The following is a 26587-nucleotide window of genomic DNA, read 5'->3' on the forward strand; positions in this document are numbered from 1 at the left end:
CCAACGGCCTTGAGGCCGTTGGATACGCCCGAGAGCTCAACCGGCTCTGATCGAGTGCCGCCGCCTCACAATGGCTGCCGCGCGAGGAACTCGCGGATCAGTGCCGCGATCTCATCGAGCTTTTCGTCGAGCGCGAAATGTCCGGCGTCCAGCATATGCACCTCGGCCTTCGGCACGTCGCGCTGATAGGCCGGCGCGCCACCGACCGCGAATGACGGGTCGTATTTACCCCACATCACCAGCATCGGCGGCTGATGCTGGCGCATCCATTCCTGCCATTTCGGGTAGGAGGTCACGTTGGTCTGATAATCGAAGAACAGATCCGCCTGGATCTGGAATTGCCCAGGCTGCGACAGATGCGCAAATTCATCGATCCAGGCATTGGGATCGTAACGATCGACGTTCGGGCTATGGCCGACGTGACGCAGCTTGGTGGTCGCTAACGACAGGAAATTCGAGATCACCTTTTGCTCGTTGGCGGCGCGATCGCGCCAGTAGGCCCTGCGTTCGTCCCATGCCGGCCCAAGGCCGTCCTCGCTCGCCACCGCGTTCTGCATGATGAACGCCTTGACGCGGTCGGGATGCGCCAGCGCCAGCCGGAAACCAACCGGGCCGCCGTAATCCTGAAGATAGAGGCTATAGCTCTTCAGCCCCAGCGCCTCGGTCAAATGATCGAACGACGTTGCGATATGGTCGAACGTATAGGCGTATTGCGAAGGCTGTGGCGCGTCGCTCAGTCCAAAGCCTGGATAGTCGGGCGCGATGATGTGATAGCGATCGGCAAGCAGCGGAATCAGCGTTTCGAACATCCGCGACGACGACGGAAAGCCGTGCAGCAGCAGCAAGGCCGGCGCGTCCTTGGGTCCGGCCTCGCGGTAAAACAGGTTCACACCATCGACCTCAACGGTGTGATAGCTCGTCGTTGCCGAGATTGACGTCAAAGGCTGCGCTCCCGCGCCTGCGATACCGGACAGGCCCATCATGGCTGCCAACACTACTTGTTTCATTATCATTCTCCATCACGTCCCGGTATGCCCGCTGGGGCATTTCGCTCCTTTCATGATTCTCCGGTAGATGGCGGAACCGGAAGACACTCTGCCGATTCCTGCAAGAAACGAGCCTTACTTCGCGAGCGGCTGGTTGGCGGTTTCCGGCGCCAGCGCGATGAACGGCAGGCCGACGAGGTAGATCAGCGACAACAGCGAGATCGCGAGCGGGTAACTTCCGGTCATCGCCGCGAGCGCGCCGATCAGGGTTGGACCGGCCGCGCCGAGCACGCGCCCGAAGCTGAACGCAAAGCCCGAACCGGCCCCGCGCAGCGCCGACGGAAACATCTCCGGCAACCAGATCGTGAACAGTCCGAACACGCCGTTGGTGAAGAATCCAAGCACCGGCAGCAGGATGAAGAAGAGCGTGAGATTATCCAGAAGCGCGATGGCGACTTCGTAACTCGCGAGCACCGACAGCAACGCCCCCACGAAGAACAAGGCCGCGGTCCAGCGCCGGCTGCCGAGCCACCCGGTGATCGAGGGCACCAGCAGGCATCCGGTCAGGGTACCGACACTGGTGATCAAGCCCGCCACCGCGCCCATCTGCTGCGCATGGGCCGCCGTGGCGCCGGCCGCGACGAGCTTGGTGATGATGACCGTCGGAGCCCAGAAATTCGACGACCACAGGCCGAAGATGATGCAGGCCATCATCAGCGCCGCCGCCCAGGTGGTCTGGGCCTGCCCCTTGGCAAACAACGCGGAAAAGGGCTTGGCTTTGTCAGCAGATCCGGCGCGTTTGGGCTCGGGAATGTTGCGGCGCAGATAGAAGATCAGAAGTGCGGGCAGAATGCCGAGGAAAAACATGCCGCGCCAGCCGAGCAGGCTTCCCGCGCCCAGCGTGACCAGCGCCGCCAGGAACAACCCGGTCGGGGTTGCGGTATGCAGCCAGCCGGCCAGCCGGACGCGGGTGTTTTCGGGCACCGATTCATGCAGCAGCGGCGTGCCCGCCGCCCATTCGCCGCCGATGCCGAAGCCGGCGACGAACCGAAACAGGGCGAACATCACGACGCCGGTCGACAGGCCGCACAATGCGGTGAACATCGAATAGACCAGCACCGTCCAGCACATGATCCGGACGCGTCCGTAGCGATCCGCCGCCCAGCCCCACACCATCGAACAGGCCCAGCCCAGCATGAAGATCGAGAACAGCAGGCCGCCGTACAGGCCGATATTGGCGCGGCTCGCTTCGATCCCGCTCGCCGGCAACAGCTCGGTCAGCGCTCCCACCAGGATGTAGCCGTACATCGAGGAGTCGAAGCCATCGAGCATCCAGCCGAACCATGTCGCCCAGAATATCTTGGCCGGCGAAGCGGCGCCGACATCCGCAACCGACGGCGCGCGTGCTCCAGTGACGATCTCGGCCATGGTCTTTCCTCCGTCGGGGTATTTTGGGCGTTTTTGCTTGGACAGAGACCTAGGACGGATCGCGCGGCGAGGCACCCGTCGTAAACGGGACCGAGGCATCCGCCCGGGGCATAGCGCTTGCTCTTAACTCAATCCGCCAGTTCGAAAGCCTTGCACCAGCCGTCCTTGCTGACCTCGCCTTCGACCACCTTGCAGGCGTTCGGCCGTTCGAACAGCGTGCACAAGCCGCAGCTATAGATGCCGTTGGGCGCGTCCTGATATTCAGCCTGCGCCCTCGTCATTTTTTCCGACGCGTCCGCTGGCGCGATCCGGAGCAACAGCCCGGCGGAAACGCCGCCGGCAACGCTGCGCATGACATTGCGCCGCGACCTGTTGAATGGCCTTTCATCCCTGGAATTCATGGCATGCGCGCCCAGCAACTACTTCGCGACAAAGCCTGCTTCCGTCATCAGCTGCTTGTTGAGCGCGTCATCTTCCTCGAGGAATTGCAGCATATCCTTGCCGGTCAGGAAGATCGGCTTGAGCGCCTGCTTCTCCATGTAGTCCTTGTATTCCGGCGTCTGCGTCACCTTCTGGAACAGGTCGACATAGAAGGCCTGCTGCTCCGGCGTCACCTTGCCGGGCAGGAACATCGCGCGCAGCATCAGATATTGCACGTCGAGGCCGGCTTCCTTGCAGGTCGGAATATCGTTCCAGGACTGGGTCTCGGTCACTTTGGTCTTGTAGGAAATCCGTTCCTTGTCGAACACGCAGAGCGGGCGGACCTGGCCGGCGCGCCAGACTTCGAGATTCTCGGAAGGGTTGTTGACGTTGGACTCGGTGTGATTGCCGACCAGTTGCGTCGCCGCCTCGCCGCCCGACTTATAGGGCAGATAGGAGAACTTGGCGCCGGTCTTCTGCTCGATGAACATCGTGAGCACGTGATCCTCGCGCTTCGAGCCGGTACCGCCCATCTTGAACGGCGATGAGGCTGCCTTCGCCGCGTCGACAAAGCCCTTGACGGTGTCCGGGCCCGACGCATTGTCCCACAGCACGAACTGATCGAGCGCCACCACCGACACCGGCGTCAGCTCATGCCAGTCGAACGGGATCTTGGCCGAGAGCGGCAGCATGTAGATCAGCGAATAGGCGATCAGCACCTTATTGGCATCGCCTTCGCTCGACTTCATGTACATCAGCGCTTCGGCGCCGGATGCCCCGCCCTTCAGCGACACCACCATCGGCGCCTTCATCAGATTGTTCTTCTGGATGGCGGCCTGCATCATGCGCGCCATCTGGTCGGAGGCGCCGCCGGCGCCGGCCGCGACCACAATCTCAACCGGCTTGGTCGGTTCCCAGCCGGCCGCGAGCGCCGGCGCGCCGGCCAGCATGATCGTCAGCGCGGCCGTTGCCTTCATGATCTCTCGCACAGGTTTCTTCCCTTTGGTCTTGATGAGGCTTCTGTCTTCATCAGGCCGGCGGTTGCCGGCGGCGCTTGGTGCACGCGACTGGCTTATACAGGCGACTTCCGACCGACTCCAGCCGCAGTGCCTATGACTTTCGAATGATTTTGCGACCCCAGACGCGCGCCAACGCCCCGGCGGCGCAATGCGCCCGAGCTAGGCCGGAACTTTCGCCACTTCTCATTTGGGTCTCTTAAAATTGAACTTCCCAACCCACAGCCCGAACAGAACAAGGAGTATTCCGAGAGCGTCGATCTTCCAGTCCGCCTGAGACCTGTCTGCGCTTTCGAGCCAGAAGCACGCCGCTCCGGCCAGCATGATAATGACAGCGATCATTTGCTTTATTTTCATGCAGCCACCATAGCCCAGATTTCCTCTTCGGAATTCCGAAGGTTCTCCAACAACCTGGACGGCCTCATAAATTGTTCGCGTAAAGGCACGCGGCGCCGCAGTGGCAGACTGAGACATTGTTAAGGAGTTGTGTCTAAAGCTGGAGCGACACCCAATTCCGTCATTTCGTCCCGGTTTTCAATGTCCGCCACCGATCCCGACGATGGGGCTAAAATGTTCGACCTCGCGCCAGTCTCGCTCTGGATCGAGGACTACAGCGCGGTTCGGGCGTTGTTCGAGCAATGGCGCGCGGAAGGCGTCGACGACATCAAGGCGTTCCTCGCCGCCGACCCCGATCATGTCCGGCAGTGCTCGAAGCGCATCCGCGTCCTCAAGGTCAACCGCAAGACCCTCTCGCTGTTCGGCGCCCGCGATCTCGCCCATCTGATGGCCAATCTCGGCCAGGTGATGCGCGACGATACCTTCAAGAGCCATGTCGAGGAACTTGCCCAGCTTTGGAATGGGCAAACCAGCTTCTCCAGCCACACGGTCAACTATACGCTGACCGGCGAGCGTCTCGATATCCAGCTCAGCGGCACGGTGCTTCCCGGTCACGAACAGAGCTGGGATCGCGTCATGATCGCGATCGAGGACGTTAGCGCGCGCGAAGGCGCCCGGCGCCGCCTCATGGACAGCGAGAACTACGCCTTCGGCCTGTTCGCCCATTCACCGGTCTCGCTGTGGGTGGAAGATTTCAGCGCCGTGAAACGGCTGATGGACGACGTGCGCGCCCGCGGCGTCGAGGACTTCCGCGTCTTCACCGATGTGCATGAGGAATTCGTCCCGCGCTGCATGAGCGAAATCCGCGTCCTCGACGTCAACAGCCGGACGCTCGAACTGTTCGGCGCGGCCGATAAAGAGACGTTGTTGCACAACCTGTCCGCCGTGTTCCGCGACGAGATGGAGCCGCATTTTCGCGAGCAGCTCATCGACCTCTGGGACGGCAAGCTGTTCCAGCAGCGCGAGGTGGTGAACTATGCGCTCGACGGCACCAAGCTGCATCTGCTGCTGCAATTCTCGGTGCTGCCCAACCACGAACGCGACTGGTCGCTGGTGCAGATCGCGCTGACCGACATCACCGCCCGCAAGAAGGCGGAAGCCTACCTCGAATATCTCGGCACCCATGACGTGCTGACGCGCACCCTCAATCGCTCGTTCTATGTCGACGAACTCAATCGGCTCGAACGCAAGGGGCCGAAGCCAGTCACCATCATCATCGCCGACCTCAACGGACTGAAGACCGCGAACGACGAACTCGGCCACGGCGTCGGCGACGCGCTGCTGCGCCGGGCGGGCGAGGTGTTCGGTTCGCTGGTCGAGAAGCCGGCCTCGGTCTCGCGTATCGGCGGCGACGAGTTCGCGGTGCTGCTGCCTGGCACCAATGCCGCCGGCGGCGAAGCCGTTCTCGCTTCGCTCGCGGAACTCCTCGAGCTCAACAACCAGTATCATCCCGACCTGATACTGAGCATCTCGACCGGGATCGCCACCAGCCGGCCCGGCGACCGGCTCGAACAGGTCGTCAAACGTGCCGACATGAAGATGCTCCACGCCAAGCGTTTGTATTACCTGCAGGCGAACCGGGACCGGCGCGGAACAGGCGCCGCCTAAAACACCGCCGCGCAAGCTCCGCAAGCCCGCCGGTTATTTCAGGCTCACGATGACGGTGCCAGTGCACTAAAATATCCAATCGTCGCCGTTTCTACACGATGCATTTCCCCGTCCCTCTCGGTTCGCATCAGCGCAGTGCGAGCCTGCTGCGTGCGCCCCAGATCGCCAAACCGCTGATCACCGCGCCGAATATTACATAGTAGCTGGGAGAAAGCGGATCGCCGGTCGCCGCTCCGAGACCGGTCAGAACAAAGGGTGCAAATCCACCGAAGACTGTTACGCCAAGATTGTAGCTGAGCGAAAGACCGCTGGTACGCATGGGAGCCGGGAATATTTCGGCCATGAGCGCCGGTAATGGAGCGAAATAGAGCGCGATAAATACCCCGAGGACGAACTGAATGGTGACGAGCGTGGCGAATGTGGGCGAGTGCTGTAACGCCGCGAATGCAGGATGCGCCAGTACGAGCGTCGCAGCGGCGCTGATTATCATCGTAGGAGTTCTTCCGATGAAATCCGACAACATCCCGATGAACGGCGACAGGATGAATATGACGCCGCCGGTAACGACCGTCCCGATAAAGGCAGCGGTTGCATCGACCTTGAACTGCCGCACCGCGTAGGTCGGCATGAAAACAGACATCCAGATTGTGATGGTTGCCAGGATAATGAGGCAGGCCGCGATGAGGACGCGGGTCTTCTCCAGCCGGATCATTTCCAGCATCGGTTGTTTTACCGGAGACATCGCCGAAAATTCCGCCGATTCACCGGTGGCGCGCCGAATGTAGACACCCACAGGTCCCAACAGGGCGCCGAAAATAAACGGCAAACGCCATCCCCAGATGTCGAATTGCTCCGGACTCAATGACCACGTGAGAAAAGCACCAAAAGCCGAGGCAGACATCATGGCGAGACCCTGGGTCGCGGTCTGCCAGCTCGCGATAAAGCCGCGCCGGTCGGGATTATGTTCGGCCAGAAGTGCGGTGGCGCTTCCGAACTCGCCGCCCGCTGAAAAACCCTGCAACGCCCTGCCAGCGACGATGAGGACGGGGGCAGCCAAACCAATTTTAGCGTAAGTCGGTACCAGCGCGATGATCAGCATTCCGATCGTCATCAGGATCAAGGAAAGGCTCATCACTTTTTTTCGGCCGATCTTGTCTCCGAGATTGCCAAGATAGATGGCGCCGAGAGGCCTCATGCAGAAGGTGATGCCGAAGGTACCGAGAAAAAGCAGCATCGACGCGGTTTCGTTGGCAGACGGGAAATACAGCCTGGCAATCGTAGCCGCCATGATGCCGTAAATATAAAGATCGAAACACTCGAAGACGTTTCCCAAAGTCGCGGCAATGATGGTGCTGCGCGCGGACGTAGCGCGTTCGTATTTGTCAGGAAAGGCGATTGCGACGTCGGCCATTGAACTCTCCCTCGGGGCCGCACATCCGCGCCTCACGCGACGATGTGCCGACGTCCCGTTGCAATAAAGAGGTGTCGAGGGGCGGCCGACATCGCCGGCCGCTTCGCTCGATCCTCGGGGGTTAGGATGGAATTCCCGCTTGAAAGATTGGGAAATCAGACGGCGACGAGCTTCTTTGCTTCCGGAGCGAATGTCCCTGGACCATCAACGTTGACAACGGTCTCCCCTGCGCCGACCCGAACGAAAACGTAGTGCACATCGTTTCCGCCTTCGAGTATCTCGCAACGATGGATCGCGCGCCGCGGAAAATAGGCATAGTCGCCTTGACCGATCTCAAATGAATCTTTGCCGTTTTCACCAAAATCAACGCGAATGCGGCCGGAAAGCATAAACATCACGCTGTCGAATTCCTGATGGTGGTGCCATTGACTAGGGGCGTCGAGCGCCGTGACGTGGCATTGACCAACCCACAGGTCACCTACCTCAAGAGCTTTCTTCCGGTTCTGGCCGGGCGTGAGCGGACCGTCCACCAATTGCTCTGCCTTCACGTATCCGATCTTCTGAAAAAGACCTTCACTCATTGTAGCTTCCTTTGGATTTTTCACGTTCACCCCCCTTGAAAGGGGCCGTAGTGACTTTATGCTCGTCGCATGGAAACGATCGGCCAATTTCTGTCGCCAACCAGACGAGCTGAGATTTTGCCGTTCGAGACCGCACCACGGCCGATCGTCGGCTTCGCTTGCGATTATCCATCGGGCTTTTCTTCGGGATCGCACAGCCACCCCCGAGCGCAACTGCTCTATGCGATCTCAGGTGTCATGCGCGTAGAGACGCAGAACTCAAACTACGTGGTACCTCCAACGACCGCGTTGTTTCTTCCGGCGGATGCTCGGCACGCGGTGAAGATGGACGGGCCGGTGGCCATGCGGGAGTTGTTCCTGCGAGAGGATGCCGCGAGCCGTGTCGGGCTTCAGCCGAAGGTCATCGCCGTCTCGGCGCTGCTTCGCGAGGTTATTATCGCGGCCTGCGCTGAACCGGTCGAATGGGCACCCAAAGGACGCGGCTATCATCTGGCAGAATTATCGCTCGATGAGATTGCCAGAGCCACGCCGCTCCCGCTCGGTTTGCCGCTGCCCCATGACGCACGTCTTCGGCGCGTCGTTTCGGCGATCAGAGATCGTCCGAACGACAACCGGAGCATGGAGGAATGGGGCGACGTCGCCAACGCATCGAGCCGCACTTTAGCGCGCATCTTCCGGGCAGAAACCGGGCTGAGCTTTCGGCAATGGCGGCAGCAGGCTCGCCTGACGGAGGCTCTTAGCGCCCTGACGATGGGCGCTCCGCCGTCCAAAGCCGCCTCGATCGCTGGCTTTGAAAGTATTCCAGCCTTCGGAGCCGCTTTTAGAACCTTGTTCGGAATAACGCCTCGCCAGGCCAGACAACTTCGTCCCGATATCCGCCGCTAAGTCGATGCCGCGGTCCGATGCGCTTCCCGTAACTTCACGCCCGCCAACAAAATGCCGGTCGCCACCGGGGGCGCTATTTGCCTTTAAAATTCGGCGCGCGCTTGTTGAGGAAGGCGTCCATGCCTTCGCGGAAATCCTCGCTCATATAGGCGCGCAGGATCAGATCCTCGCCCTCATCGCGCGAGAGCGTGCGGCGGATGCGGCGCACCGCTTCCTTGGTGACTTCGAGCGTGATCGGCGCGTGGCCGGCCACGAGCTTCGCCGTCTCGTCGGCGCGCTGCTGCAAGGTCGCGACATCAGGCACCACCTCGTTGAGCAGGCCGAGCGCCAGCGCTTCGGGGGCTTCCACCAGCCGCGCCTTGAAGATCAGATCCTTGGTGCGCGCCGGCCCGATCAGCGAGACCAGCCGGGAGATGTTGGACATCGACAGGCAATTGCCGAGCGTGCGCGCGATCGGAAAGCCGATCCGGGCAGCTTCGGTGCCGATGCGGATGTCGCAGCAGGCCGCGATGCCGGCGCCGCCGCCGGTGCAGGCGCCCGCGATCGCCGCGATCGTCGGCACCCGGCAGGTTTCCAGGGCGCCGAGCACCCGATCGATCCGGGCCTCATAGTCGAGCGCGTCCTGCGCCGACTTGAAGGCACGGAATTGCGAGATGTCGGTGCCCGAGGCGAACGCCTTGTCGCCGGTGCCGGTCAGGATCATCGCCTTGATCGAGCGATCGTTGTTGGCGGTCTCGCAGATCGCGGCCATCTGCTCGTACATCGCAAAGGTCAGCGCATTGCGCGCCTGCGGACGGTTGAACGTGATCCGGGCGATGCCGTCTTCGACGGAATAGAGCAGATCTTCGTTGGCTTGTACCGGGGCGTTCATGACGCACTCTTTCTGTTGTTGTTACAGGGTTTGAACTAACTCAGGCCACCGCGGCTTTCGGCATCGGCACTACGTCGCGGCCTTTCAGCACTTCCATCGCGGCCAGCACGCCGCCAGAGCGATGCGGCACCTTGGCGAGATCGAGGCCCATCTCGACGCCGGCCAGTGTTCCCATCAGCATCAAATCGTTGAAGTGGCCGATATGGCCGATGCGGAACGCCTTGCCCTTGAGATTGCCCAAACCGGTCCCGAGCGACATGTCGAAGTTTTCCAGCACGATTTTCCGGAAACCATCCGCATCATGCCCGTCCGGCACCATCACCGCGGTCAGCGCCGGCGAATAGCTGTGCGGATCGAGGCAGACGAGCTCGAGGCCCCAAATCTTCGCCGCCGCGCGGGTCGCAGCACCGTGACGCAAATGCCGCTTGAACACGTTGTCGAGGCCTTCTTCCTCGAGCATCGCAATCGCTTCCTTCAACGCGAACAGAAGATTGGTGGCCGGCGTATAGGGGAACGTGCCCTGCTTGTTGATCGCGATCATGTCGTGCCAGTCCCAATAGGACCGCATTCCGGCGTTGGCCTTGGAAGCCGCCAGCGCCTTTTCCGACACCGCGTTGAAGCTCAGCCCCGGCGGCAGCATCATGCCCTTTTGCGAACCGCCGACCGAGATATCGATGCCCCAGGCGTCATGTTCGTATTCGAGCGAGGCCAGCCCCGAGATGGTGTCGACCATCAACAGCGCCGGGTGGTTGGTGCGGTTGAGCGCCTTGCGCACTTCGAGCGGATGGGTGACGCAGCTGGTCGAGGTCTCGTTATGCACGACCATCACGGCCTTGATCTTGTGCAGGCGGTCGGCGGCGAGTTTCGCCTCGATCGCTTCGATGTCGGCACCGCGACGCCAGTCGGTCGGCAGGAACTCGACGTCGAGCTTGAATTTTTCGGCAATGCCGCGCCACAGCACCGCGAACTGGCCGGTCTCGGCCATCAGCACCTTGTCGCCGGGCGACAGCGTGTTGACGATCGCGGCTTCCCAGGCGCCGGTGCCCGACGCGGGATAGATGATGACCGGCTGCTTGGTGCGGAAAATCCGCTGGATGCCCGCCAGCACAGCGTAACCGAGCTCGGCGAATTCGGCACCACGATGATCGAGGGTCGGCATGTCCATGGCCCGCAGCACCCGGTCGGGCACGTTGGTCGGTCCTGGAATCTGGAGAAAATGCCTTCCAGTGTGCAAGGTCATCTGGCGTCGTCCTTCCCGGGCAATTTTGGCTTTGTTGAGGTCTCTGGTTTGGTTAAGCCGTTGGTTTAGTGGGTCTTCGCGAGGAGATAGGGGCGCGCTACCCCGCGCCCGCGAGCCGCTCGCATATCACTATTCGGCGGGCTTGTCCCCTGCCCGAAGGATACCGTCAATGCATAACAAGGAGGGGTGGGGCCATCAGGGGCTCCCCGCCAGGAGGTCTCCCTCGCCTCCCAGCCGGTTGGCTCAAACGCCCGGCTCAAAACTAGGTCGGCCGCCGTCCTCAAGACCTAGCGCTTGCGGCCGCCCGCGATGTTGATTTCGGTGTTGAAGCAGACCGGTTCGCGGTAACCGCGCGAAACCCGTCACCAGGCCCGGATCGGCATCCTTGAGCGCCTGGAATACCGGTTCGGTGGCCCGCCACAGCGGCATGTGGCCCGTCAACGCGCCATCATGACGAGCGGGTATGAAGACATCGGGCTTGTAGAGCCGGACATGCTCCAGCGCCTGCGCCTCGGTCGGGACGTTAAGGATGTCGGCTGACAGCCCGACCAGCGTCTTGAACTTGTCCGCGAGCCAGGCCCGTGTGCCATCCTTTGAACCATCGTCAACGACGACGATTTCCTTGGAGACGCCGGGCAAGGATGCCCGGACCACATCGAGAATCTCGGCGATGCTGCCGATCTCGTTATAGGCGGGCATCAAGATTGAAATGTCTGGCAACGAAGAGGGATTCACCAAAATACCCGCCGGGGTGACCGTTTGATCGGGTGGGTAAGATTGCGATCCCCCCGGAGTCAAGGCGAGCTCGATTAACGTGTCCCGGCACCTGGCCGGTGCCGGCTGGACGCCTATCGCGCGGTGACTGGCCGGCCGCCCGAGGCAACGCCATCGCCCTCCTCGAACGGCTTTTGCGGGTGCATCAGGAATGCGGAGAAGCCTCCGAGCAACAGGAACCCGATCGACATCAGGAACGGCAAATACCAGTTGCCGGTGACGTCGATCACGTAGCCTGCGACCAACGGCGAGACGATCGCGGCCAGCGCCGAACCGCTGTTCATCAGGCCCGCGGCGGTCCCGGAATATTTCGGCGCGATGTCCATCGGTATCGACCAGATCGGCCCGATCACCAGCTCCGCGAAGAAAAACCCGCTGGACAGGCACAGAGCGACGATCGTCATGTCGTGCACGAACAGGATCGGAAGCAGCGACAGCAGGGCGCCGGCGAAGCCCAGAATGATGATACTGAGCCGCGCCAGGCGGATGTTGCCGGTCCGCTTCAGGATCCGATCCGACAGAACTCCGCCCAGGCTGTCGCCGATGACGCCGGCAAAGAACACGCCCGAGGCGAACAGCGCCGAATTCTTGATATCCAGGCTGTAGTTGTTCTTGAAGAACAGCGGCAGCCAATTCAGGTACAGCCACAGGCTCCAGCCGTAGCAAAAATAAGTCAGCGTGACCGGCCACATCCGGCGCAGCAGCGGCCCCCACGGCACCTGGGGCCGCGCATTGAGGGGGCGCGGCGGCAGCGACGCCAGCTCAGCCTCGGTGATATCCGGGTGGTCCTTGGGCTCGTTGCGAAAATACAGCGCCCAGACCGTGCCCCATACCAGACTGACAAGGCCCAGCACCACGAACGATCCGCGCCAGGTCAGCCAGGCCATCAGGGCCGCGATCAAGGGCGGCGTGATCGCGTTGCCGAGCCGCGCAAAGGCGTGGGTCAGGCCCTGCGCGAAACCGCGCTTCACCGCGGGCGTCCAGTATTGCATGGCGCGGGTCGCGGTCGGAAAGGTGGCGCCCTCGCCAAAGCCCAGCGCGACGCGGGCGATGAACAGCGTCGACAGGCTGTTCACGAAGCCGGTCATGATGGTCGAGGCGGCCCATATCATGCCGCACCAGAACAAGGTCTTGCGCGGCCCGAAGCGATCGCCGACCCAGCCGCCGATCACCTGAAACAGCAAATAAGGATAGGCGAAGGCGGAGAAGGCGAAGCCGAGCTGCGTGTTGCTCAGCTTCAACTCCTTCTGGATCTCGCCGGCCGCCGTCGAGATGTTCACCCGGTCAATATAGGTGATGAAATACATGATGCAGAGCATCGCCAGCACGACGTGGGTGGCCTTGAACCGAAGCCGCATCATCTACTCCCGGACCCGTTTTTATTTATTGTTTGCAAGTTTTATTGTCTGCAAATCTCGTTTGTCTGAGCAACGGCGTCGGCGCCGTGGCGCCGGCCGTCCGAACAGTCCCTGACGGTGCCTTACGACTTGACCACCTGCAGATGCGACGGCGTGTTCGATCCGCTTGGTTCTTCCAGCGACTTCATCGCGGCATCGACGCCGCCGGCGCGATGCGGCACGCCGGCCGCCGCAAGCCCCATCTCGACGCCGGACAATGCCCCCATCAAGGTCAGCGCGTTGCACTCCCCGAGATGACCGATGCGGAATACCTTGCCGGCCAACTTGCTCAGGCCCGAGCCGAGCGACATGTTGTAATTGTCGAGCACGACTTTGCGGAACTGGTCGGCATCGTGCCCCGGCGGCATCAGCACCGCCGTCAGCACCGGCGAATATTCCGCCGGCTCCTGACACAGCACCTCGAGGCCCCAATGGCTGACAGCGGCGCGGGTCGCGGCCGCAAGGCGCTTGTGGCGGGTGAACACCGCTTCCAGCCCCTCCTCCAGCAGCATCGCCATGGCCTCGCGCAGCCCGTACAGCAAATTGGTGGCGGGCGTGTAGGGGAAGAAGCCGTTGGCGTTGGGCTTTATCATTTCTTCCCAGTCCCAATACGAGCGCGGCATCTTGTTGGTCTTGGCGGCGGTGCGGGCCTTCTCGGAGATCGCGTTGAAGCCGAGCCCCGGCGGCAGCATGAAGCCTTTTTGCGAGCAGGAGACGGTGACGTCGACCTTCCACTCGTCGTGCCGGTAATCGACCGAGCCGAGCGAGGAGATCGTATCCACCAGCAGCAGTGCCGGATGGCCGACCTTGTCGATCGCGGCGCGGATCGCGCCGATCCGGCTGGCCACGCCCGTGGACGTCTCGTTGTGCACCACCATCACGGCCTTGATGGCGTGGGCCTTGTCCTGCGCAAGCTTCTCCTCGATCGCGGCGGGGTCGGCGCCATGGCGCCAGTCGCCCGGCATGAAATCGACCTCAATGCCCCAGCGCACCGCCATCTGCCGCCACAGCGTGGCGAAATGGCCGGTCTCGACCATCAGCACCTTGTCGCCCGGCGACAGCGTATTGACGATCGCGGCCTCCCAGGCGCCGGTGCCCGAGGACGGGAAAATGATCACCGGGCCCTTGGTCTGGAAGATCTTCTGGCAGCCCTCGAACACGGCCTTGCCGAGCGCGGCAAATTCGGCGCTGCGATGGTCGATCACCGGCATGTCCATGGCGCGCAGCACGCGATCCGGCACCGGGCTGGGGCCGGGAATCTGCAAAAAATGGCGTCCCTGATGCTGCGTCATGGCTTGCTAACCTTCTATTCCCTGGATTGCCTTGAATTCGTGAGGGATTTCCCTGGCGTTCCCTGCCGGATAATCCCAGACCACGCATTTTTGCATTCAATTTCTTTGGTATCAAGTCAAAACTTGCGTACATTTTTTGATCGACGATCCCGCCTTCAACGTTTATGTTCCGCCCATGAAGCCGATGATTCCCAGCGAAACCGCCGCGACAGCCGTTGCCGAGCCGGCTTCCGGCCGCGAGGACGTCTCGCTGCACGACGAGATCCTGACCCGGCTGCGCGACCACATCGTCGAGGGCAACATTCCTGACGGCGGAAGGGTCCCCGAGCGCCAGTTATGCGAGATGCTGGGCATCTCGCGCACGCCGTTGCGCGAAGCCCTGAAGGTTTTGGCATCGGAAGGATTGGTCGAATTACTGCCGAACCGCGGCGCCCGGGTGCGTCAGTTGAGCGCGCAGGACCTCGGCGAGTTATTCGACATCATGGGCGGGCTCGAAGGGCTCGCCGGGCGCCTCGCCTGCGAAAACATCACTGATACTGAAATCGCCGAGATCGAGCGGCTGCATTACGAGATGTACGGCTTTTATCTGCACCGCGACATGCACGGCTATTTTCGCGTCAACCAGTTGATCCACCAGAAGATCGTCGAAGCCTCGCGCAACGCCGCGTTGCAGAGCACTTACGCCAATTTGGCCGGACGACTGCGGCGGGTGCGTTACTCCGCGAATTTTGCCCGCAAGCGCGAGCGATGGGGCGAAGCGATGCGCGAGCATGAGACCATCCTGGATGCGCTGCGCCGCCGCGCCGGCAGCGAACTCAGCGACATCCTGTTCGTTCACCTGCGCAACAAGCGGACCGCCGCCGTCGAGCATCTGAAGGTTGTCGAGCCGGCCGCATCCGAGCCGGCTTGAGGAATCCAGCCCTAGGTCAGGCTAGAATTTTGCATTCAAAATATGTAACGATCCAAAATAGGACGCATTTCTCACGCGTTCGAAGGTTGAGCCAGCGATGCAAGACGGTAGCGGCCAACGGCAGGCCTCCAGCGACGGCCTGACGACCCTGAAAGACCGGCTCGCCCGCGAAATCACCGGCGAGGTCTACTTCGATTCCTTCAACCGCGGCCGCTATGCCACCGACGCCTCGTTCTACCAGATCATGCCGGCGGGCGTGGTGGTGCCCAGGACCGTCGAGGAGGCGTTGCGGGCGCTGGCGATCTGCCGCGACCAGGGCCGCATCGTCACCCCGCGCGGCGGCGGCACCTCGCAATGCGGCCAGACCGTCAACGACGGCATCGTCATCGATTTCTCCAAGCATCTGAACCGCATCATCTCGCTGGACGTCGACAACCGGACCTGCGTGGTCGAACCCGGGATCGTGCTCGACGATCTCAACCGGCAGCTCAAACCGCACGGCCTGTGGTTTCCGGTCGACGTCTCCACCGCGTCGCGCGCCACTATCGGCGGCATGGCCGGCAATAATTCCTGCGGCGGACGCTCGCTGCGCTACGGCACCATGCGCGACAACACGATCGCGATGGACGCCGCCTTGGCGGACGGCACGCGGCTGCATTTCGGCGAGGTGCCGCGCAATCTGGCAAACCTGAACCTGAACGACACGGGACGTAACCTGTTTCGCGATATGCTCGCGCTCGGCGAGCGCGAGGCGGTGGAAATCGCCGAGCGGTTTCCGAAAGTGCAGCGCCGCGTCGGCGGCTATAATCTCGACGCACTGGTGCCGCGTAACGCCGCCAACAACATGGCGCATCTGCTGGTGGGCTCGGAAGGTACGCTGGCCTTCACCACGCGGGTTGAATTGAAGCTGTGGCCGCTGATCCGCAACAAGGTGCAGGGTGTCTGCCATTTCGGCAGCTTCTATGAGGCGATGGATGCTGCCCAGCACCTCGTCAAACTTCGCCCGATCGCGGTGGAGCTGGTCGATCGCACCATGATCGCGCTCGGTCGCGATATCGCGATGTTCCGGCCGGTGATCGATGCCACCGTGCGGGCCGATCCCGACGCGCTATTGATCGTCGAATTTGCCGAAGAGGATCTGACCGACAATCTGCGGAAGCTGAAATTGCTTTCCGAACTGATGGCGGATCTCGGCTTCGGCTGGAATAACCCGCAGCGCAAATGGGGCGGCGTGGTCGATGTGGTCGAGCCCGCGACCCAGACCGCGATATCGGATTTCCGCACCTCCGGCCTCAACGTAATGATGTCGATGAAGCAGCAAGGCAAGCCGGTCTCGTTCGTCGAGGACTGCGCGGTGCCATTGCCGCATCTGGCCGACTATACCGAGCGGCTCGGCGCCATCTTCGCCAAGCACGGCACCAGCGGCACCATGTATGCGCATGCCTCCGAGGGCTGCCTGCATGTCCGGCCTGTACTGAATCTCAGGCTCGAAAAGGACGTCAATGCGATGCGCGCCATCGCCGAAGAGACCTTCGAGATGGTGCGCGAATACAAGGGTTCGCATTCCGGCGAACATGGCGATGGCCTGGTGCGCTCGGAGTTTCACGAGGCGATGTTCGGCGCCCGCATCACCGGCGATTTCAGGGAGGTGAAGCACCGCTTTGATCCCGAAAATCTGCTCAATCCCGGCAAGATCGTCGATCCGCCGAAAATGGACGACCGCGAACTGTTTCGCTACCAGCCGGATTACCACGTCGCCGAGTTGAAAACCCGGCTCGACTGGTCGGCCTATCCCGGTAGCGGTGGCGGTTTCCAGGGCGCGGTCGAGATGTGCAACAACAACGGCGCCTGCCGCAAGCTCGAAGGCGGCGTGATGTGCCCATCCTATCGCGCCACCCGCAACGAAAAGGACGTAACGCGTGGCCGCGCCAATACGCTGCGGCTGGCGATCTCCGGACAGTTGGGACCGGACGCGCTGTCCGCCGACGAGATGATGGATACCCTAAAACTTTGCGTGTCCTGCAAGGCCTGCCGTCATGAATGCCCGACCGGCGTCGACATGGCCAAGATGAAGATCGAAGTGCTGGCCGCGCGCGCCGAAAAACACGGGCTCTCCTTACGCGATCGGCTGGTCGGTTATCTCCCGCATTATGCCGCGCTCGCGTCCCGCCTCGCCCCGCTCGCCAATTGGCGCAATCGAAGCCCGCTGTTGCGCGCGTTGTTCGAGAAATTCGCCGGCATCAGCGCCAGGCGCGCGCTGCCTGAATTCCGGCGCGATGTATTCACTTCTGACGCCGATTCCGTCGGACCAGCCGACGGCAGCGAAGTCGTGTTGTTTGCCGACACCTTCAATCGCGCCTATGAACGCGAAAATCTCGACGCCGCGCTGCGCGTGCTGGTCGAAGGGGGATACCGCGTCCACCTTCCGAAGCCCGCGGATCGCGGCCGTCCGTTGTGCTGCGGACGTACCTTCCTCTCGGCGGGCCTGATCGATAACGCCCGTGCGGAGCTCGAGCGGCTGGTTGAGACCTATGCGCCGTTTGCCGCGCGCGGCGTGCCGATTGTCGGCCTCGAGCCAAGCTGCCTGCTGACCCTGCGAGACGAGCTGCTGTCGCTGCGCTCGGACGACACCGCGAAAAACATCAGCGCGCACGCGTTGCTGTTCGAGGAGTTTTTGGTGCGTGAGGCTGAAGCCGGCCGGCTCGCGCTGCCGCTCGGCCCGATCGCCGAAAAAGCCCTGGTGCACGGCCACTGCCACCAGAAATCCTTTGGCGCGTTCAAGCCGGTCGAGAAGATCCTGCGGCTGGTGCCCGATTTGAAGGTCGAGACCATCGAGTCCAGTTGTTGCGGCATGGCGGGCGCGTTCGGCTACAGTGCTGAGACCTACGACACCTCGATGCAGATGGCCGAACTGTCGCTACTGCCGGCGGTGCGGCGCGCGGACGCCGCGGCGCTGATTGTCGCCGACGGCACCTCGTGCCGGCATCAGATCAAGGACGGCGCCGGACGCGGCGCCCTCCACGTCGCCCGCGTGCTGGCAATGAGCCTCGACAGCGCGCGCAACCTCCCCTCTCCCTCATCACATGCAAAGGAACCCGCTCATGGCTGAACTGACCCTCGACATCGCCCGCAAGATCCTCGATGCCGCGCTCGCCAAAGGCATCGAGAAGAAACTAAAACCACTCGTCATCACCGTGCTCGATGCGCGCGGCTGCGTGAAGGTCACGGCAGCGCAGGACGGCACCAGCCTGATACGGGCCGAGATCGCCCACGGCAAGGCCTACGGCGCGCTGGCCATGGGCATGGGCTCGCGGGCGCTGTTCGAGCGCGCGCATGAGCAGGCTTATTTCGTCAGCGCGGTAAATACGCTGGCGCAGGGACGTCTCGTGCCTGTGCCCGGCGGCGTGTTGATTCAGGACGGCAGCGGTCTGCTCGGCGCGGTCGGCGTCAGCGGCGATACCTCCGACAACGACGAGATTTGCGCTATCGCCGGCATCGAGGCGGCCGGATTGAAAGCGAATCCAGGATAGTTAGCATCTTATCCGCCGTCATCCTGATGAAGAGCGGCCGCTTGGCCGCACCTCGAAGATTGTTGTTCAGCCGTGCTTGCGGCCGTCCTTCAAGGCTGGCCAACGGCGCGAATGCGTCGTTGGCTTCACACCTCACGAGTGAATGCAATTGCGTTCGTCTTCGAGATGACGGCGGATTTGTGCGCGGAGATTACGGCCAGCCTACGGAAAATGGTCAAATTGATCCGCCGGTTATCCATCGCCGCGTGGCGGCGTAAGCTCTTATCTCTTATTTGCCCGACGATTTGCGAAAAGCTCGCCTCAAAATGCGTGTGGCCGGCACCGAAAGTTTTGGCCCAAGCCACAAAAGGCGATCGGAAACCTCCTTTACCGGAGCAGTAGGTGGCGACCGTCGCGCAAGGGCCTCGTCGCAAAGCACCGTTAGAGCCTTGGGGCTAAAGTCTTCAGCTCGCTCAAATTTATACTGATAATCTTCGATATCCTTTTTGAATAGCTCGCCGACTTTTTTTCGCGTCGTGTCGGTGTAGTACGTAGAATAGTGGCGCCTTTGACGAGACTCTTCTCGGCCAAGAATCACTGGTGGCTTTCCGACCAGTTCGCAAACTTTATCGAAGCCTTTCTGAATCGCCTCGTAGCGAATGATCATATCGAGCTGTTCGTTGATTATTTCCGAATACATGAGACTCGAATATTTTTCGTTTGGATGCGGAGTCAGATTCTCTATGAAATACTCGAACTCCGCTTCGGCATTGGATTGACGATCGTCACCCATCCACCAACTAGTAGCAAACATAGAGACTACTCGGTCCCAGGGGTTTCGAACGATGCTAAACTTAAAAAAGGAACTCCATTTCTCTTCGCCCATTTGTGCTCGCGTTTGACGAGCGCTCAGATGTTTGGTGTGGGGAGAAATGTTCCACCAATCCTGGCCAGCCAATGCAGCTTCGATGCTCGTCCCACCTGTTCGTGTAATATGAACAAACGCCAAATGAAGCTCGTCCAACACCATCGCCCAGTCTCGGCCCACTGCATCTTGCATTGTTGATTTGATGAACTACGGCCTTAACCGTAAAGCGACCGCGGCCAAAGTGCGAATTAAAATTTGTTTAAGTACGTTTCCGTTGACGCAGCGGTAAACATTACTCGCTTGCGAACGGCACTCAGAAATCGAATCTTGAGTTCACCGTCAAGTCTGAGATTCGCCGTAAGGAGGCCATCCGAAATCCGAGATTTCCATCAGTTCGGCGACAAGCCGACTGGGGCTAGTGATCGTGAATCTGCGGCTCAACCCACCAAGCAGGGTAGCTGCGCAACGGCAAGAATCTCGTTTGGAGATGTTGTCCCTGTGATTTCGCTCCTTGCTGGACGTCATTGCCATCAGCATGATCGGGATTCCACTGAACTCGCAGGCCGCTCGCTTCGCTCAATCTCATCACGTCCGCCGACGCATAAGCTGCATCGATCTTCGAAATAACAGATTTGTGATCAGCCGACTTTTCTCAATGTGCTGACCGAGCACTAGTCTTCAAGCTAGGATGCCGCGGCACCCGCGGGACAAGCGCGGTGGGTCGCTGGCATGAATTCTCCACCGGATGCCGCACTCGTTGAAGCCGACGCCAGAGAATGCGAAGACTGCGGTAGCGCTGCCTCGATCGAAGCTGCCAGAGTCCAATACTCGCGATCAATGGGGATTCACCGTAGAGACGATCGGACCGCTAGGTTGCCAGCCAGCAGCCGTCTGCCAAATCAAGCGGCATAGCCTCGCCCTACGAAGGCAAAGGTCACACGTTCGAATCGTGTCGGGTGCGCCACTTCCGTGCAAAACTGCGGACGTTTGGACCCGCATTTTGGTCCCCGGCGATCACTTGTTCCAAGGTTGCCTGATCCCCAATGATCCGGATCGCGTGATCGTCGACCTCGATCCGGTCCACCACCGACTTGATGTAGGCCTTCCTGAACGGGATCGGCCCTGTCGTGATGTTCTGCCTCATGATTTGCCCAAAGCGCTCGATGGCCTCGGCATTGAAGGCGTCCAGCTTTGGATGAATGATAATACGGGCGAGCGCCTCTTTGGCCCGGTCCCGATCCGATTTGAGGGTCGCGATCCGGTCTTTCAGAATGTCGTCCAGGTCGGTCAGATCATTTTCGACCATGGTGTAGAGCCGTCTCAGCTTGTCTTCCGCGGTCGCGACTTCCGCCTGTAGTGCTGAAACCCGTCGGTCGATCTCGGACGCCTTGTCGGAGCGGCGGCTGGCCAATTTCCCAAGGATGACGTTGAGACGCTCGGGCTGAAACAGTCGCTCGATGAGATTTTCGGTGACGAGCGTATCGAGCTTGTCCATGGGAATCGAGCGACCCTTGCAGGCAGTCTTGCCCTGGCGTGCGCAGGTCGAGCAGGTGTAATGTTTATGGATCTTGCCGGTTGATGACGTTCCGGTCCGCAGCGTCATGGCGCCATCGCAACCGCTGGCGACGCCGGTGAGCAGGATCGGGCCAGTCACGACCCGCGGAGCCGTCGTTCTAGGGTTACGTACCTTGAGGTTCGCCGCAACGGCCTCAAAATCCGCGTTCGAAATGATCGCCGCCACCTCGGTCGGGACGTGTTCCTTGACCGGCTTCTGCTTCAGGGTCCGTGAGTCGCGTTTGTTGAAGACGGAGTTCCCGATGTAGATCGCGTTGGTGAGAATGCCGTGGATCGTCGCCACGCCGAAACGCGCGCCGAGCCGGGTACGGTAGCCACGCTCGTTGAGCCAAGTGACGACCTTCTTCACGCCAAGGGGTCCTGAGGTGCCATCGCCTTGCAGGTAGAGCCGGAAGATGAGACGGACCGTCTCGGCCTCGACCGGATCGATCGCCAGTTTTTTCTTGATGCGAATGCCGCGCTTCTCGACCTCAACCGCTTTGTATCCTAATGCGACGGGTGAACCGTTGTAGAAGCCCTGTTGGGCATTCTCGATCATCGCCTTGCGGACGTGTTTGCCGTTTTCGCGAGATTGATATTCGTCGAACAACCCGATGATTTGCCGCATCATGACTTGCGACGGATCGTCGCCGAGTTCTTGCGTAATGGACACCAGGCGCACGCCGGATTTTGCCAGTTTGCGGACGTACATTTCCATGCCGAAGCCGTCGCGAAAGAACCGGCGGAACGAATAAACCAGCACCACATCGAAGGGGTGGTCGTCGTCACAGGCCCGCTCGATCATCTTCTGGAATTCGGGGCGCTGGTCGTCGGTGGCGGTGGCGCCGGGCTCGATGAACTCCGCAGCCATCGTCCAGCCTTTGCGGTCGCAAAAGTCACGGGTCGCCTGCCTCTGGCTGGGGATGGACAGGTTGGCTTCCGACTGCCGCCCCGTTGAGACCCTATAATACCCACATGCGCGCAATCCCGGCTCCGCGGGCACCGCAAGATCGTTGATCGGCAACGGGCGGACACGTGATTTTTTCATCGGGCACCTTCTTTTGAGACTCATTCTCTCAGCTGCGGGCCGGTAGGAAAAGCAGAAATTGCAGCCGTAAGCGCCAAAGCGATTTCGTCTTCGGAGACCTCTTCACGATCGGACGATGGCTTGCCCAATTGCGACGAGGTCTGTCTGACGGCCATACGGGGGCGGGATGGTGGCTCTGACGGCTCAAGCTCGGCGGCCGCTGCAGGGCGGGACCGCACGCCATTTCCCTGAGTACTTCTAGAGGCGGTTTTAGGAGGCGGACTGTCCACAGCCTCTTCAGCATGGCGGACCAGCCGGGCATAGCCGACCCGTAATTGATCTGCGGAAATCAGGCCGCCATTTGCCCTTCGGGCGCCCGCACGGGTCAGCAGGGGTGTGATGCCGCGCCAGGTCAGGCCGGACGTAGCGCGTAGTTTGCCCACTTCATCGAGATGGTGGGCCAGAACCCGTTCGAACGGGACTCGCTCGCCACCGACGGTCAACTCGGCAACGAACGCTTCGGCCCAGGATTTCGGATCGATCCGCATGGCCACAACCTAGGACCGATCTCTTCAGTCAGGATGAAGCAACCCGAGCAAATTGAAGCAATTACAAATGCTCTCTTTTGCTACAAAAAAGGACAGATTGCTCTTTCCACACATGTGCATCGTTTGATGCGGGACAAAATTCCAATGCAACCAATAGCGCTTTGCATTCACAGCCAACTATTTGCCACACTCCTGCGCGTCTGCCGTTTCTGTATCGGGTCTATGCGTCGACCCGCGCCGAGGAGCTTGCGCCGGTGCCGTGGTCCGACGCGCAGAAGGCGGCGTTCCTGACCATGCAGTTCCAGGCGCAGCACACCGAATATCAGCGCAACTATCCTGACGCCGCGTGGCTCGTCGTGCTGCGCGCCGGCGAACCGGTCGGACGGCTCTATCTCGATCGCGGCGATACCGAGCACTGCGTGATCGATATCGCGTTGCTGCCCGAGCATCGGCGCCGCGATCATGCGCGATCTGATGGACGAGGCCGGCCGCGCCGGCAAGCGGCTGTCGATCCATGTCGAGAAATTCAATCCCGCCATGCGCCTCTATCGTCGGCTCGGATTCCAGACCGTCGAGGACAAGGGCGTCTACGATCTGATGCACTGGCGCGCGGCGCCTACGTGAACACGGCTTCGTAGCTGTTGCCGCCATCCTTGGGTCCGACCGGGACCAGGAAAAGATCCACCGCCTCGAAGGCAGGATGCTGCAGGGGATAGATCGCCTGCGGCAGGAAAGGTCCGGGCGGCGACAGGAACGTCAACGAAAAGGCGTCGCCTTGCCGAAGCCCTTTTCCCAGCCTGCGAACCTCGACGAGCCTGAGTGAGACTTCGCCGGCAGGTGCGGAAACGCGAAACTCGTCCCCGATCCGGGGGGCGAAATCGGCCGCCGTCAACTGGGCGATGTCGGTCGTCATTGGCCTTCCCTTACGAACGCGGCGCCGGCAGTGGGCCTATTCCGGGGCCGGAATTGGCCACAACCTCCTTTAACCAAAATCGAAAAAACAGCAACAACCCGTGATTCCTGTGAACCACATCACAAAGGCCGGATCGGCCGTATGACATCTTAACCATCCATCAACCAACGATTGTACGGCGTTGCATTTTAATGGTATTTTAATCAATAGAAACGTCCAGGGCTTGAGGCGTCTGCTGGCATTACCGGCAATCGGGGCGGCATCGCGTCGAAGTCTCTCAAGCTGGGTGATCTGAGCGAGTGCGTGCCGGCGCGTTGCTTGTCCTGCCGGACGGGAGAATTCGATGTCTGATAACGGGTCCGGCTGGTTCAGCCGCAAGCGTGCGTCCGCGTCTCGATCGAACGAATCCAAGGCAAAGAAGCCGCGCGCGCGCCGCAGCGGCATCATGGCGCTGGAACCGCGCATGATGTACGACGGCGCCGGTCATGCGACGGCGACGCATCATTATCACGACGGCGCTGGCGATCACGGGCACATGGTCGCAGCCGAGAACAAGCTCGCACAGACGCCCAATGTACAGATGGCGAATGTGCAAGCGCCGCCGCCGCCGTCGATCACGTCCGTGGTGGCCCAACCGGTCAGTGGCGGCACTGTTGAAGTGCAGGGCACCGGCAAGGCAGGCGAAACCATCAAGCTTTATGCCGACGGCAACACCACGACGGTTGTCGGCACCGGAAAGGTCGGCGCGAACGGCACCTTCGACATCACGACGTCCGCGACCTTTGCCGACGGCGCGCACAGTTTCACGGCCACGGAAACCGATAAGCATGGGACCAGTGCGGTATCGTCCGCGGCCAATGTCGGCGCCGACGTGGCTACCTGGGTCAAGAATCCGACCGAGATCGTGTTCATCGATCAGCAGGTCCCGGATTATCAGGCCCTGGTTGCCGGCGTAAATCCCGGCACCGAGGTGGTGCTGGTCAGCGCCAACAGCGATGGCCTAAAGCAGATCGCCGACTTCCTGAGCAGCAATCCGGATCCCAATCTCACCACCATCGATATTCTGGGCCATGGCCAGGCCGGCGAGTTGACGCTGGGTTCGACCAATCTCACCGACGCCAACCTCGCCGGTGACGCGCAGGCGCTGGCGGCGATCGGCCACGCGCTGGCGCCGGGCGGCGAAATTGCGCTGTACGGCTGCGATGTCGCGCAGGGCGACGTGGGCCAGAAATTCATCGCCGATCTGGCGGTCGCTGCCGGCGGCGTCCGCGTCGCCGCCTCGACCCAGGATATCGGGACGTTGCAGGGCACCAACGCGACGTTCGAAAACTGGTCGCTCGACGTTTCCTCCTCCGGTCCGCTCGATACCAGCACGCCGTTCACGACGGCGGCGCTGGCGAGCTATCAGGGGCTGCTGGCCGGCACCACGGTGTCGGGATCGTCCATCACCACGACGCTGACGGTGGACGCCGACGGCGACGGCGGCATCAGCCCGGGCGATACGGTGACCAGTCAAATCACCATCACCAACACCACCGGCACGGCCGCCACCGGAACCACGCTGACCGAGACTCCGACTGGCCTGACGGCGGTGCCGAACTCGGTCGAGATCACGTCGATCGCGGTCAACGACAGCTACAGCATGGTCGGCAACACCACGCTGACGGTCAACGCCACCAGTGGCGTGCTGGCCAATGATATCGAATTCAACGGTGCTGCGCTGACCACCACCGGCGGCGCCAGCAATGTCGTGGGCGGCACCGTCACGCTCAACGCGGATGGCAGCTTCACCTTCGTGGCGACGCCAGGCTTCGCCGGTACGGCATCGTTCCAGTACAGCTCCCACGACGTGGCGGGCAACAGCGACCAGACGGCGACGGTATCAATCAACGTCACCGCGCCGATCTGGTATGTGAGCACGACCGGCAGCGATACCACCGGAAACGGCACCAAAACGAACCCGTTCGCCTCGATCGGGAAGGCCGTCAGCACCGCCGCCGCCGATGCGGCCGGCGGTCACGGCGTCAACAACACCATCTCGGTCGGTCCGGGGACCTATACGGAGAGCGGCATTACGCTGGCGAGCGGCGAACAGCTCATCGGCGCTGGCAGCGGCAGCACGACGTTTACGGTTTCGAGCGGCGCTGACGTCACGCTCAATTCAGGCAACACCATCAGCGGCATCACCATCAAGGAGAGCGGCTCGGGAGCCGGCATCGTCGATGATGGCAGCACCGTCGGCACGCTGACGATGTCGGATATCGCGGTGACCACCGGTTCGGGCACGGGCATCTCGCTTACCCACGGCGGCGTTGTCGATATCACCGGCACCACCAACAGCATCAGTTCGACGTCGGGCACCGCGCTCGACATCGAAAACACCAACATCGGTTCGCCCGGCGTTACTTTCAAAAGCATCTCCTCCAGCGCCGGCGCCAACGACGGCATCATCCTCAACAACACCGGAGCCAGCGGCGGCCTGACCATCACCGGCGACGGCTCTACCGCGGGTTCAGGCGGCACCATCGCGGGCAAGACGGGCACCACCGGCGGCACCACGAACGGTATCGGCATTTACCTCAACAACACCATCGACGTGTCGATCGCCTATATGCAACTCGACAATCTGTCCTACGACGGCATCTACGGACAGTCGGTGAATAATTTCAGCATGGATCACACGGTGGTCAACGGCGCGAACGGCAGCGCGACCGGCGAAGGCAGCGTGATCTTCGGCAGCGGCCAATATACCGGACAAGCCGTGCAAAACGGCGTCACCGGTGTCGCCTCGATCACCAGCTCGACCATCAGCGGCGGCTATTACGACAACCTCGATGTCTTCAACTATAGCGGCTTGCTCAACATCACCCTCAACAACGACACGTTCGGCGACAACAACACTACCCACGGCAATCACAACGTCTATATCGATCCCGACGGCATCGCGGTCATC

The 26587-nt window shown here is 61.4% G+C and carries 23 protein-coding genes; 7 read left to right on the plus strand and 16 right to left on the minus strand.

All coding sequences use genetic code 11. The annotated features are described in order from the left end of the window. Positions 1-65 precede the first annotated feature (65 nt). From GSQ88_RS31110 to GSQ88_RS31125, 4 genes are all read right to left on the minus strand, one after another. Positions 66-1007 carry an alpha/beta fold hydrolase gene (locus GSQ88_RS31110; RefSeq protein WP_159011809.1) on the minus strand — a complete coding sequence of 314 codons (942 nt, stop codon included), beginning with the start codon at positions 1005-1007 and terminating at the stop codon, positions 66-68. 114 nt (positions 1008-1121) lie between these two features. Next, positions 1122-2414: an MFS transporter gene (locus GSQ88_RS31115; protein ID WP_159011811.1), complete on the minus strand. Its 1293-nt coding sequence runs from the start codon at positions 2412-2414 to the stop codon at positions 1122-1124. 128 nt (positions 2415-2542) lie between these two features. Then, complete coding sequence (locus GSQ88_RS31120) at positions 2543-2767, minus strand: hypothetical protein (protein WP_159011813.1); 225 nt, start codon at positions 2765-2767, stop codon at positions 2543-2545. A 66-nt stretch (positions 2768-2833) separates the two neighbouring features. Beyond that, a complete protein-coding gene (locus GSQ88_RS31125) occupies positions 2834-3811 on the minus strand; it encodes a tripartite tricarboxylate transporter substrate binding protein (protein ID WP_174248163.1) in 978 nt (325 codons plus the stop codon). A gap of 576 nt (positions 3812-4387) precedes the next feature. Between GSQ88_RS31125 and GSQ88_RS31130 the strand changes: the two genes are divergently transcribed. Continuing rightward, on the plus strand, positions 4388-5854 hold the full coding sequence (locus GSQ88_RS31130) for a diguanylate cyclase domain-containing protein (protein ID WP_159011821.1): 1467 nt from the start codon (positions 4388-4390) through the stop codon (positions 5852-5854). A 127-nt stretch (positions 5855-5981) separates the two neighbouring features. Here GSQ88_RS31130 and GSQ88_RS31135 read toward each other — a convergent pair whose 3' ends face one another. Both GSQ88_RS31135 and GSQ88_RS31140 read right to left on the minus strand, forming a co-directional pair. After that, complete coding sequence (locus GSQ88_RS31135) at positions 5982-7265, minus strand: MFS transporter (RefSeq protein WP_159011823.1); 1284 nt, start codon at positions 7263-7265, stop codon at positions 5982-5984. 155 nt (positions 7266-7420) lie between these two features. Then, a complete protein-coding gene (locus tag GSQ88_RS31140; RefSeq protein ID WP_159011825.1) occupies positions 7421-7846 on the minus strand; it encodes a cupin domain-containing protein in 426 nt (141 codons plus the stop codon). 69 nt (positions 7847-7915) lie between these two features. Between GSQ88_RS31140 and GSQ88_RS31145 the strand changes: the two genes are divergently transcribed. Then, positions 7916-8731, plus strand: a complete 816-nt coding sequence (locus tag GSQ88_RS31145; RefSeq protein ID WP_159011827.1) for an AraC family transcriptional regulator — start codon at positions 7916-7918, stop codon at positions 8729-8731. Positions 8732-8804: 73 nt separating this feature from the next. On the opposite strand, the gene GSQ88_RS31150 is transcribed toward GSQ88_RS31145, so the two are convergent. From GSQ88_RS31150 to GSQ88_RS31170, 5 genes are all read right to left on the minus strand, one after another. Continuing rightward, positions 8805-9602 (minus strand): enoyl-CoA hydratase/isomerase family protein, encoded by a 798-nt coding sequence (locus tag GSQ88_RS31150; RefSeq protein WP_159011829.1) that lies wholly within the window; start codon positions 9600-9602, stop codon positions 8805-8807. A gap of 40 nt (positions 9603-9642) precedes the next feature. Then, positions 9643-10842: a pyridoxal-phosphate-dependent aminotransferase family protein gene (locus GSQ88_RS31155; RefSeq protein ID WP_159011831.1), complete on the minus strand. Its 1200-nt coding sequence runs from the start codon at positions 10840-10842 to the stop codon at positions 9643-9645. Positions 10843-11085: 243 nt separating this feature from the next. Next, positions 11086-11541 (minus strand): glycosyltransferase, encoded by a 456-nt coding sequence (locus GSQ88_RS31160; protein WP_159011862.1) that lies wholly within the window; start codon positions 11539-11541, stop codon positions 11086-11088. Positions 11542-11690: 149 nt separating this feature from the next. Then, positions 11691-12974 carry an MFS transporter gene (locus GSQ88_RS31165; RefSeq protein WP_159011833.1) on the minus strand — a complete coding sequence of 428 codons (1284 nt, stop codon included), beginning with the start codon at positions 12972-12974 and terminating at the stop codon, positions 11691-11693. 122 nt (positions 12975-13096) lie between these two features. Beyond that, complete coding sequence (locus GSQ88_RS31170; protein WP_159011835.1) at positions 13097-14305, minus strand: pyridoxal-phosphate-dependent aminotransferase family protein; 1209 nt, start codon at positions 14303-14305, stop codon at positions 13097-13099. 184 nt (positions 14306-14489) lie between these two features. Here GSQ88_RS31170 and GSQ88_RS31175 point away from each other — a divergent pair, with 184 nt between their 5' ends. The 3 genes from GSQ88_RS31175 to GSQ88_RS31185 all read left to right on the plus strand — a co-directional run bounded on the left by GSQ88_RS31175 (position 14490) and on the right by GSQ88_RS31185 (position 18745). Next, positions 14490-15215 carry a GntR family transcriptional regulator gene (locus tag GSQ88_RS31175; protein WP_174248164.1) on the plus strand — a complete coding sequence of 242 codons (726 nt, stop codon included), beginning with the start codon at positions 14490-14492 and terminating at the stop codon, positions 15213-15215. A gap of 97 nt (positions 15216-15312) precedes the next feature. Next, on the plus strand, positions 15313-18324 hold the full coding sequence (locus GSQ88_RS31180) for an FAD-binding and (Fe-S)-binding domain-containing protein (protein ID WP_159011839.1): 3012 nt from the start codon (positions 15313-15315) through the stop codon (positions 18322-18324). Beyond that, on the plus strand, positions 18317-18745 hold the full coding sequence (locus GSQ88_RS31185; RefSeq protein ID WP_159011841.1) for a GlcG/HbpS family heme-binding protein: 429 nt from the start codon (positions 18317-18319) through the stop codon (positions 18743-18745). The genes GSQ88_RS31180 and GSQ88_RS31185 overlap by 8 nt, the downstream gene beginning before the upstream one ends. A 268-nt stretch (positions 18746-19013) precedes the next feature. Here GSQ88_RS31185 and GSQ88_RS31190 read toward each other — a convergent pair whose 3' ends face one another. The 4 genes from GSQ88_RS31190 to GSQ88_RS35890 form a co-directional block, all read right to left on the minus strand. Further along, the gene (locus tag GSQ88_RS31190; RefSeq protein ID WP_159011843.1) at positions 19014-19784 is read right to left on the minus strand and encodes a sulfotransferase family 2 domain-containing protein; all 771 of its coding nucleotides are present in this window, start codon (positions 19782-19784) and stop codon (positions 19014-19016) included. Positions 19785-20526: 742 nt separating this feature from the next. Continuing rightward, complete coding sequence (locus GSQ88_RS31195) at positions 20527-22170, minus strand: recombinase family protein (protein ID WP_246785156.1); 1644 nt, start codon at positions 22168-22170, stop codon at positions 20527-20529. Between the two features lie 44 nt (positions 22171-22214). After that, positions 22215-22721 (minus strand): hypothetical protein, encoded by a 507-nt coding sequence (locus GSQ88_RS35885; protein ID WP_246785158.1) that lies wholly within the window; start codon positions 22719-22721, stop codon positions 22215-22217. Between the two features lie 167 nt (positions 22722-22888). Beyond that, a complete protein-coding gene (locus tag GSQ88_RS35890; RefSeq protein ID WP_246785160.1) occupies positions 22889-23185 on the minus strand; it encodes a hypothetical protein in 297 nt (98 codons plus the stop codon). Here GSQ88_RS35890 and GSQ88_RS35895 point away from each other — a divergent pair. Then, on the plus strand, positions 23184-23345 hold the full coding sequence (locus tag GSQ88_RS35895) for an N-acetyltransferase (protein WP_246785161.1): 162 nt from the start codon (positions 23184-23186) through the stop codon (positions 23343-23345). The genes GSQ88_RS35890 and GSQ88_RS35895 overlap by 2 nt on opposite strands. On the opposite strand, the gene GSQ88_RS31210 is transcribed toward GSQ88_RS35895, so the two are convergent. After that, positions 23338-23634 carry a DUF6916 family protein gene (locus GSQ88_RS31210; RefSeq protein WP_159011847.1) on the minus strand — a complete coding sequence of 99 codons (297 nt, stop codon included), beginning with the start codon at positions 23632-23634 and terminating at the stop codon, positions 23338-23340. The two genes, GSQ88_RS35895 and GSQ88_RS31210, sit on opposite strands and share 8 nt — an antisense overlap. 343 nt (positions 23635-23977) lie before the next feature. On the opposite strand from GSQ88_RS31210, the gene GSQ88_RS31215 reads away from it, so the two are divergent. Then, the coding region (locus tag GSQ88_RS31215; protein WP_159011849.1) for a DUF4347 domain-containing protein at positions 23978-26587 on the plus strand (2610 nt) is incomplete at its 3' end.

Origin of the sequence: Bradyrhizobium sp. S69 (assembly GCF_009766005.1) — a bacterium.
GTDB lineage: Bacteria > Pseudomonadota > Alphaproteobacteria > Rhizobiales > Xanthobacteraceae > Bradyrhizobium.